This window comes from Pseudomonas juntendi (assembly GCF_009932375.1).
Taxonomy (GTDB): domain Bacteria; phylum Pseudomonadota; class Gammaproteobacteria; order Pseudomonadales; family Pseudomonadaceae; genus Aquipseudomonas; species Aquipseudomonas juntendi.
Map to the genome: position 1 here is coordinate 1 of NZ_BLJG01000264.1, position 9,412 is coordinate 9,412.

5 protein-coding genes and 1 pseudogene are annotated in these 9,412 nt (G+C 63.0%); 4 read left to right on the plus strand and 2 right to left on the minus strand.

The window, feature by feature from the left end; genetic code table 11:
- A pseudogene (locus GYA94_RS23990) lies at nucleotides 1-193 on the minus strand (Pr6Pr family membrane protein); the annotation flags it as partial.
- Nucleotides 194-195: 2 nt separating this feature from the next.
- Complete coding sequence (locus GYA94_RS23995) at nucleotides 196-417, minus strand: VF530 family protein (protein ID WP_003252112.1); 222 nt, start codon at nucleotides 415-417, stop codon at nucleotides 196-198.
- Nucleotides 418-580: 163 nt separating this feature from the next.
- Here GYA94_RS23995 and GYA94_RS24000 point away from each other — a divergent pair, with 163 nt between their 5' ends.
- From GYA94_RS24000 to lon, 4 genes are all read left to right on the plus strand, one after another.
- Complete coding sequence (locus GYA94_RS24000) at nucleotides 581-2,620, plus strand: TonB-dependent receptor (RefSeq protein WP_161893232.1); 2,040 nt, start codon at nucleotides 581-583, stop codon at nucleotides 2,618-2,620.
- Between the two features lie 289 nt (nucleotides 2,621-2,909).
- Nucleotides 2,910-4,244: a carbohydrate porin gene (locus GYA94_RS24005; protein ID WP_110679983.1), complete on the plus strand. Its 1,335-nt coding sequence runs from the start codon at nucleotides 2,910-2,912 to the stop codon at nucleotides 4,242-4,244.
- A 29-nt stretch (nucleotides 4,245-4,273) separates the two neighbouring features.
- Nucleotides 4,274-6,685, plus strand: a complete 2,412-nt coding sequence (locus tag GYA94_RS24010; protein ID WP_161893233.1) for a glucose/quinate/shikimate family membrane-bound PQQ-dependent dehydrogenase — start codon at nucleotides 4,274-4,276, stop codon at nucleotides 6,683-6,685.
- Nucleotides 6,686-6,889: 204 nt separating this feature from the next.
- Nucleotides 6,890-9,310 carry an endopeptidase La gene (lon, locus tag GYA94_RS24015; RefSeq protein ID WP_161893234.1) on the plus strand — a complete coding sequence of 807 codons (2,421 nt, stop codon included), beginning with the start codon at nucleotides 6,890-6,892 and terminating at the stop codon, nucleotides 9,308-9,310.
- Nucleotides 9,311-9,412: the final 102 nt, after the last annotated feature.

Sequence of the window (9,412 nt, forward strand, 5' to 3'; positions counted from 1 at the left end):
CAAACACCGCATAACTGAGCACCGTGGCCACCAAGGTGTTGGTCAACACCGTGAAATAGCCAAACACGTTGATCAGGCCGCCGATCAGGCTGGCCTGCTCCTGCCAACGCGCCAGCAGTACCAGGTACACCTGCACGGTCAGGCCGAACCAGCCCAGCACCGCCATGCCGGTCAGCCAAGGTCGCCGCAGCACGTTCAGGCCTGACGCTGCAGCTTCACGTACAACTGCTCGACCTTTTCCCGCGCCCAAGGGGTTTTACGCAAGAAGGTCAGGCTCGACTTGATCGTCGGGTTGCTCTTGAAGCAACGCACGTCAATGCGTTCGGCCAAGCCCTGCCATTGGTAATGCGCCACCAGCTCGGTAAGGATCTGTTCGAGGGTCTTGCCGTGCAGCGCGTTGTGTTGGGCCGTGCTCATGCTGTACTCCGTGGGAAAGATGCGCACCTTACACGAGTGTAGTGGCGGGTGGGATCCGGCGAGGCCGCAGAAAAATGCTGGCCAGGGAAGAAACCTCTGTGCTGAAATAGTTATGTTATGTTGTAACACTATATGAGCATCTGCCAAGGAACGTCCCACTCTCATGTTGTCTGCACCGCTTCGCCTCTCCCCCCTTGCCGTCGCGCTCTGGCTGGCCGCTTCGCCCAGCCACGCGGTAGAACTTGAACCCCAGGTGATCACGGCCAACCCGCTGGGCAACCGCCAACTGGCCGCACCCAGCACCGTGCTCGAAGGCGACAACCTGCTGCAACAGCAGCACGGCAGCCTCGGTGAAACCCTGAACAAACAGCCCGGTGTCGCCTCGACCTGGTTCGGCCCTGGCGCCAGCCGCCCGGTCATTCGTGGCCTGGATGGCGACCGCATTCGCATCCTGCGCAACGGCGTAGGCGCCCTGGATGCCTCCTCGCTGTCCTACGACCATGCCGTGCCGCTGGACCCAGTGACCGTCGATCGTGTCGAAATCGTGCGCGGCCCGGCCGCACTGCTGTACGGCGGCAACGCCATTGGCGGCGTGGTCAACACCTTCGATAACCGCATCCCCGACGCCCCCATCGAGGGCATTCACGGCGCCGGTGAACTGCGTTACGGTGGCGCCGATACCACCCGCAGCAGCGCCGGCAAGCTAGAAGCCGGCGATGGCACGTTCGCCCTGCACCTGGATGCCAACAGCCGTCAGTTCAATGACCTGCGCATCCCTGGCTACGCCCGTAGCGCGAAAGTGCGCGATGCCGAAGAGCCCGGCAGCAAGCACCGCCTGGAAAACAGCGATGGCCGCCAGGATGGCGGCGCCATCGGCGGTGCCTACCACTGGGACCACGGTTACGCCGGCCTGTCGTACAGCCGCTACGACAGCAACTACGGCTCGGTGGCCGAATCCGGCGTGCGCCTGGACATGAAACAGGACCACTACGCCTTCGCCTCCGAACTGCGCGACCTCGACGGCCCGTTCAGCTCAGTCAAGGTCGATGCCGGCTACACCGACTACGAACACAGCGAAATAGAGGAAGGCGAGGTTCACACCACGTTCAAGAACAAAGGCTACGAAGCGCGTATCGAAGCCCGCCACCAGCCGCTCGGGCCTGTGGAGGGCGTGATCGGTGCGCAAGTCAGCCGCAACGAATTCTCTGCCCTGGGCGAAGAGGCCTTCGTACCGCACACCGATACCGACAGCCTGGCGTTGTTCATGCTCGAACAGTGGCAAGCGACCGAGCGCCTGAACCTGAGCCTGGGCGCCCGCATGGAACACACCCGCGTGGACCCGGATGCCAAAGGCAACGAGAACTTCGTCGACGCCAACAGCGCCAGCAGCTTCAATGCGTTCAGCCTGTCATCGGGCGCGGTGTACCAGCTCGACCCGGTCTGGTCGCTGGCGGCCAACCTTGGCTATACCGAACGCGCCCCGACCTTCTACGAGCTGTATGCCAATGGCGCCCACGTTGCCACCGGTGCCTATGAAGTCGGTGATGCCAGCCTGAACAAGGAAAAGGCCATTTCCGCCGACCTGGCGTTACGCTTCGACAACGGTACGCACAAGGGCAGCGTCGGGCTGTTCTACAGCCACTTCCGCAATTACATCGGCCTTATCGGCACCGGCAACCTGCGCGAAGGCGGGCATGATCACGACCACGACGAAGCTGACCATGATCACGACGACGGTTTCCCGGAGTACCAGTACCAAGGTGTGCGGGCACGCTTCTACGGCGTCGAGGCCCAGGACCGCTGGCAGCTGGTCGAGAACCGTTATGGCAGCTTTGCCCTGGAATTGTCGGGTGACTACACCCGGGCCAAGAACCTTGACAGCGGCGAACCGCTGCCCCGTATTGCTCCGCTACGCCTGAACAGTGGCCTGGTCTGGGAGCTGGACCGCTGGCAGGCCCGGGTGGACGTGCAGCACGCCGCCTCTCAGCACCGCAAGCCGGCCAACGAAAGCAGCACCGATGGCTATACCACGCTGGGGGCCAGCGTTGGCTACCGCTTCGATATTGGCCAGAGCCAGTGGCTGGCGTTCGTGCGCGGTGAGAACCTGACCGACCAGACCGTGCGCTATGCCAGCTCGATTCTGCGCGATATCGCGCCAGCACCGGGCCGCAGTGTGGAAGTGGGCCTGCGTACCACCTTCTGAAATGGTGGGGGCGCTTTGCGCCCCAATCGCCGGCAAGCCATTTCCTACACGTACTGCGCCATACCTGGGTAGGCGCAGGTACTGCGCAGAGCAGACCCGTAAGGGCATTATTACCAATTGAACAATAATGACCTGCGACAATTTGTCTTTTTTTCTGACGCCTTCCACTATATCCTCCCCGCCGCAAGCTGAAACGCTTCACTGAACTCCCACGTCGCCACATCCATTGAAAGCCTCGCCTTTCGATGCGCTTGCCGTTTTTTCAATAATCAGAAGATAGCGCTATCTCATGCTCCAACTGCCCAAAACCTGTTACATAGGCGTCGCCCTTGCTGTCTTGGCGACCCCCACCTGCGCCAGCGAAATGTTCGCCAACGACTCCCCGTGGATGCTCGGCGACTGGGGCGGCACCCGCACCCGCTTGCTTGAACAAGGCTACGACTTCACCCTCGGCTACACCGGCGAGATGGGCAGCAACCTGCACGGTGGCTACGACCATGACCGTACCGCGCGCTACAGCGACCAGTTCACCTTTGGCAGCCACCTGGACCTGGACAAGATCCTTGGCTGGCACGACACCGAAGTGCAACTGACCATCACCGAGCGCCACGGCGACAACATCAGCAACGACCGCATCAATGACCCACGCGTGGGTGGCTTTACCTCGGCCCAGGAAGTGTGGGGCCGCGGTGAAACCTGGCGGCTGACGCAAATGTGGATCAAGCAGAAGTACTTCGACGGCGCACTGGACGTGAAATTCGGCCGTTTCGGCGAAGGCGAGGACTTCAACAGTTTCCCCTGTGACTTCCAGAACCTGGCCTTCTGCGGCTCGCAGGTGGGCAACTGGGTGGGTGGCATCTGGTACAACTGGCCGGTCAGCCAATGGGCCCTGCGCGTGCGCTACAACCTCAGCCCCACGTTGTACGCGCAGGTTGGCGTGTTCGAACAGAACCCGTCCAACCTCGAGTCAGGTAACGGCTTCAAGCTCAGTGGCAGCGGCACCCAAGGTGCGGTCATGCCAGTCGAACTGGTATGGAGCCCGCGCGTCAAAGGCCTGAAAGGGGAATATCGCGCCGGCTACTACTACAGTAATGCCAAGGCACACGATGTTCTCAAGGACAGCAACGGCCAGCCGGCAGCCCTGAGCGGCGGCGCCTACCGCAGCAGCTCGAGCAAGCATGGCGTGTGGCTCGGCGCCCAGCAGCAGGTGACTGCACTGGCCTCCGACCAGTCGCGTGGCCTGAGCCTGTTCGCCAACGCAACGATGCACGACAAGAAAACCAATGTCATCGACAACTATGTTCAGGCAGGACTGGTATTCAAAGGGCCTTTCGATGCCCGCGCCAAGGACGACATCGGCTTCGCCCTCGCCCGCGTGCACGTCAACCCTGGCTACCGCAAGAACGCCCGCCTGGCCAACCAGGCAGCCGGCCTTGACGATTACGACAACCCCGGCTTCCTGCCTGTGCAAGACACGGAATACAGCGCCGAGCTGTACTACGGCATTCATGTGGCCAACTGGCTCACGGTCCGCCCGAACCTGCAGTACATCCGCCACCCCGGCGGCGTGTCGCAAGTCGATGGCGCCCTGGTCGGTGGCCTGAAGATCCAAAGCAGTTTCTGAATTTTTTTTGACGTGACGGAGAACCTGAAATGAGCACTGAAGGTGCCAACACTGGAAGCCGCTGGCTACCGCGCCTGATTGGCGCGCTGCTGTTGCTGATGGGCCTGGCCCTGCTGGCCGGCGGCATCAAGTTGAGCCAGCTGGGCGGCTCGCTGTACTACCTTGTTGCCGGTATCGGCTTTGCCTTGTCGGGCATTCTGCTGCTGGCCCAACGGCGCATCGCCTTGGGCCTGTACGGCCTGGTGCTGCTAGGCAGCACGGTATGGGCCTTGCTCGAAGTCGGCCTGGACTGGTGGCAACTGGTGCCGCGCCTGGCCATCTGGTTCGCCATCGGCGTGGTCCTGCTGCTACCGTGGGCACGCCGCCCGCTGATCGGCCCGGCCAGCACTGCCAACACGGCGGTGCTCAGCGTGGCCGTGGTGGCCGCAGGCGCCTGCGCCCTGGGCAGCCAGTTCACCCACCCGGGTGAGGTGTTTGGCGAACTGGGCCGCGACAGCAGCGAGATGGCCAGCGCCGCGCCGAGCATGCCGGACGGCGAATGGCAGGCTTATGGCCGCACCGAGCATGGCGACCGCTATTCGCCACTGCGCCAGATCACCCCGCAGAACGCCTACCGCCTGGAAGAAGCCTGGCGCATCCGCACCGGTGACCTGCCGACCGAGAACGACCCGGTCGAGCTGACCAACCAGAACACCCCGCTGAAAGTCAACGGCATGCTGTATGCCTGCACCGCGCATAGCCGTCTGCTGGCACTCGACCCGGACACCGGCGCGGAAATCTGGCGCTATGACCCGCAGGTGAAGAGCCCCACCGGCACCTTCAAAGGCTTTGCCCACATGACCTGCCGCGGGGTTTCGTATTATGACGAGAACCGCTACGTCAGCCGCGACGGCAGCCCGGCCCCGAAAATCAGCGACGCCGGCCAAGCCGTGGCGCAGGCCTGCCCGCGCCGCCTGTATCTGCCCACCGCAGATGCGCGCCTGATCGCCATCAACGCCGACAACGGCAAGGTCTGCGAAGGCTTCGCCAACCAGGGTGTGATCGACCTGACAACCGGCATCGGCCCGTTCACCGCCGGCGGCTATTACTCCACCTCGCCCGCGGCCATTACCCGCGACCTGGTGATCATCGGCGGCCATGTCACCGACAACGAGTCCACCAACGAGCCATCTGGCGTTATCCGCGCCTACGACGTGCACGACGGTCACCTGGTGTGGAACTGGGACAGCAACAACCCGGAAGACACCAAGCCGTTGGCCCCCGGCAAGATGTACAGCCGCAACTCGGCCAACATGTGGTCGATCGCCAGTGTCGACGAAGACCTCGGCATGATCTACCTGCCGCTGGGTAACCAGACCCCAGACCAGTGGGGCGCTGACCGCACCCCAGGCGCCGAGAAGTACAGCGCAGGTGTGGTAGCCCTGGACCTTGCGACCGGCAAGGCCCGCTGGAACTACCAGTTCACCCACCACGACCTGTGGGACATGGACGTCGGCAGCCAGCCGACCCTGGTGCACCTGAAGACCGACGATGGCGTGAAACCGGCGATCATCGTGCCGACCAAGCAGGGTAGCCTGTATGTGCTCGACCGCCGCGAGGGTACGCCAATCGTGTCGATCCGTGAAATCCCCACCCCGCAAGGTGCGGTGAAAGGCGACCACACTTCGCCGACCCAGGCCCGTTCCGACCTCAACCTGCTGGGCCCGGAACTGACCGAGCAAGCCATGTGGGGCGCCACCCCGTTCGACCAGATGCTGTGCCGCATCCAGTTCCGCGAACTGCGCTACGAGGGCCAGTACACCCCACCGTCCGAGCAGGGCTCGCTGGTCTACCCAGGCAACGTAGGCGTATTCAACTGGGGCAGCGTATCGGTCGACCCGGTGCGCCAGTTGCTGTTCACCTCGCCCAACTACATGGCATTCGTGTCGAAGATGGTGCCGCGTGAACAGGTTGCCGAGGGCAGCAAGCGCGAAAGCGAAACCAGCGGCGTGCAGCCGAACACCGGTGCCCCGTATGCCGTGACCATGCACCCGTTCATGTCGCCCCTGGGGGTGCCGTGCCAGGCCCCGGCCTGGGGCTACGTGGCCGCCATCGACCTGTTCACCAACAAAGTCGTGTGGAAGCACAAGAACGGCACCACCCGTGACAGCACACCCGTGCCGATCGGCCTGCCGGTTGGCGTGCCCAGCATGGGTGGCTCGATCGTGACCGCAGGCGGCGTCGGTTTCCTCAGCGGGACCCTCGACCAGTACCTGCGCGCCTACGACGTGAACAACGGCAAGGAACTGTGGAAAGCCCGCCTGCCAGCGGGTGGCCAAGCCACCCCGATGACCTACACCGGCAAGGACGGCAAGCAATATGTGCTGGTGACCGCGGGCGGGCATGGCTCGCTGGGTACGCGGATGGGCGATTACATCATCGCTTACAAACTGGCTGAATAAGCTGCAAGTCACAAGCTACAAGCCGCAAGTAAAAGCGGGGCCAATGCGGTCCCGCTTTTTTCTTGTAGCTTGTAGCTTGTAGCTTGTAGCTTGTAGCTTGTAGCTTGTAGCTTGCAGCTTGCAGCTTGCAGCTTGCAGCTTGAAACTTGAAACCCAATCCCCTGCGCCCCATCTAAGCACCATAGTCATTCACGCAGGTGCCCCATGAGCGACCAGCAGGATTTCCCGGAACACCCCGACGAACACAGCGAAGTCGAGCACACCCCCCCCCAGGCCCAAGCCGGCCACGCCCTCGCCCTGCCCGGCCAACAACTGCCGGACAAGGTCTATGTGATTCCGATCCACAACCGCCCGTTCTTCCCGGCCCAGGTACTGCCTGTAATCGTCAACGAAGAGCCCTGGGCGGAAACCCTTGATCTGGTCGCCAAGTCCCCTGACCACTGCCTGGCCCTGTTCTTCATGGACACGCCGGCAGAAGACCACCGCCACTTCGATACCTCGGCTTTGCCGCAGTACGGCACGCTGGTCAAGGTGCACCATGCCAGCCGTGAAAACGGCAAGCTGCAGTTCGTGGCCCAAGGCCTGACCCGGGTGCGTATCCGTACCTGGCTCAAGCATCACCGCCCGCCCTATCTGGTCGAAGTGGAATACCCGCGCCAGCCCGCCGAGCCTACCGACGAGGTCAAGGCCTACGGTATGGCGCTGATCAACGCGATCAAGGAACTGCTGCCGCTCAACCCGCTTTACAGCGAAGAGCTGAAGAACTACCTCAACCGCTTCAGCCCTAACGACCCGTCGCCGCTCACCGACTTCGCCGCCGCGCTGACCTCGGCTACCGGCGGCCAGCTGCAGGAAGTGCTGGACTGCGTGCCCATGCTCAAGCGCATGGAAAAAGTGCTGCCCATGTTGCGCAAGGAGGTCGAAGTCGCCCGCCTGCAAAACGAGATTTCGGCCGAGGTGAACCGCCAGATTGGCGAGCATCAGCGCGAGTTCTTCCTCAAGGAACAGCTCAAGGTCATTCAGCAGGAGCTGGGCCTGACCAAGGACGACCGCAGTGCCGACCTGGAGCAGTTCGAGCAGCGCCTGGAAGGCAAGACCCTGCCCGAGCAGGCGCGCAAACGCATCGATGAAGAAATGGGCAAACTGGCCATTCTGGAAACCGGTTCGCCCGAATACGCCGTCACCCGCAACTACCTGGAATGGGCCACTGCCCTGCCATGGGGCATCCATGGCAAGGACAAGCTCGACCTCAAGCACGCGCGCAAGGTACTCGACCAGCACCATGCAGGCCTCGACGACATCAAGGAACGCATCCTCGAGTTCCTCGCCGTTGGCGCATGGAAGGGCGAGATCAGCGGCTCGATCGTGCTGCTGGTAGGCCCGCCCGGCGTGGGCAAGACCAGTATCGGCAAGTCGATTGCCGAGTCGCTCGGCCGGCCGTTCTACCGCTTCAGCGTCGGCGGCATGCGTGACGAGGCCGAGATCAAGGGCCACCGCCGCACCTACATCGGCGCCCAACCCGGCAAGCTGGTGCAGGCGTTGAAGGATGTCGAAGTGATGAACCCGGTCATCATGCTCGACGAGATCGACAAAATGGGCCAGAGCTACCAGGGCGACCCGGCCTCGGCGCTGCTGGAAACCCTCGACCCGGAACAGAACGTCGACTTCCTCGACCACTACCTGGACCTGCGCCTGGACCTGTCGAAAGTGCTCTTCGTGTGCACCGCCAACACCCTGGACTCGATCCCCGGCCCGTTGCTGGACCGCATGGAAGTGATCCGCCTGTCCGGCTATATCACCGAAGAAAAACTGGCCATCGCCAAGCGCCACCTATGGCCCAAGCAGTTGCAAAAGGCCGGGGTGGCCAAGGCCAGCCTGAGCATCAGCGACAGCGCGCTGCGCACGGTGATCGAGGGCTACGCCCGAGAGGCCGGGGTGCGCCAGCTGGAAAAGCAATTGGGCAAGCTGGTGCGCAAGGCGGTGGTCAAGCTGCTGGAAAACCCGGACGCCAAGCTGAAAATCGGCACCAAGGACCTGGAGGCCGCACTCGGCATGCCGGTGTTCCGCAGCGAGCAAGTACTGGCGGGCAAAGGTGTGATCACCGGCCTGGCCTGGACCAGCATGGGCGGCGCGACCTTGCCGATCGAAGCAACCCGCATCCACACCCTCAACCGCGGCTTCAAGCTGACTGGCAAGCTGGGCGATGTGATGAAGGAATCGGCCGAGATCGCCTACAGCTACGTCAGCTCCAACCTCAAGCAGTTCGGGGGTGACCCCGGTTTCTTCAACGAAGCCTTCATTCACCTGCATGTGCCTGAAGGGGCGACCCCCAAGGACGGGCCGAGCGCGGGCATCACCATGGCCAGTGCCCTGCTGTCGCTGGCCCGCAACCAGGCACCGAAGAAAGGGGTGGCCATGACCGGCGAACTTACCCTCACCGGCCAGGTGCTGCCCATTGGCGGGGTGCGCGAGAAAGTGATCGCGGCACGGCGGCAGAAGATCTTCGAATTGATCTTGCCCGAGCCTAACCGCGGCGACTTCGAGGAACTGCCAGACTACCTGCGCGAAGGTTTGACGGTGCATTTTGCCAAACGCTTTGCCGACGTGGCGAAAGTACTGTTCTGACAGGCCCTGGGCTAATGCCAGTCAGTCAAGCCTGAGTCGCAGCCATTGGGCTGCTTCGCAGCCCATCGCCGGCAAGCCGGGCTCCCACGGGGATCGCATCAG

Excerpts from the sequence above, each read along its gene's own strand:
- GYA94_RS23995 (WP_003252112.1), bottom strand. The coding sequence starts at position 417 with ATGAGCACGGCCCAACACAACGCGCTGCACGGCAAGACCCTCGAACAG.
- GYA94_RS24000 (WP_161893232.1), top strand. The coding sequence starts at position 581 with ATGTTGTCTGCACCGCTTCGCCTCTCCCCCCTTGCCGTCGCGCTCTGG.
- GYA94_RS24005 (WP_110679983.1), top strand. The coding sequence starts at position 2,910 with ATGCTCCAACTGCCCAAAACCTGTTACATAGGCGTCGCCCTTGCTGTC.
- GYA94_RS24010 (WP_161893233.1), top strand. The coding sequence starts at position 4,274 with ATGAGCACTGAAGGTGCCAACACTGGAAGCCGCTGGCTACCGCGCCTG.
- lon (WP_161893234.1), top strand. The coding sequence starts at position 6,890 with ATGAGCGACCAGCAGGATTTCCCGGAACACCCCGACGAACACAGCGAA.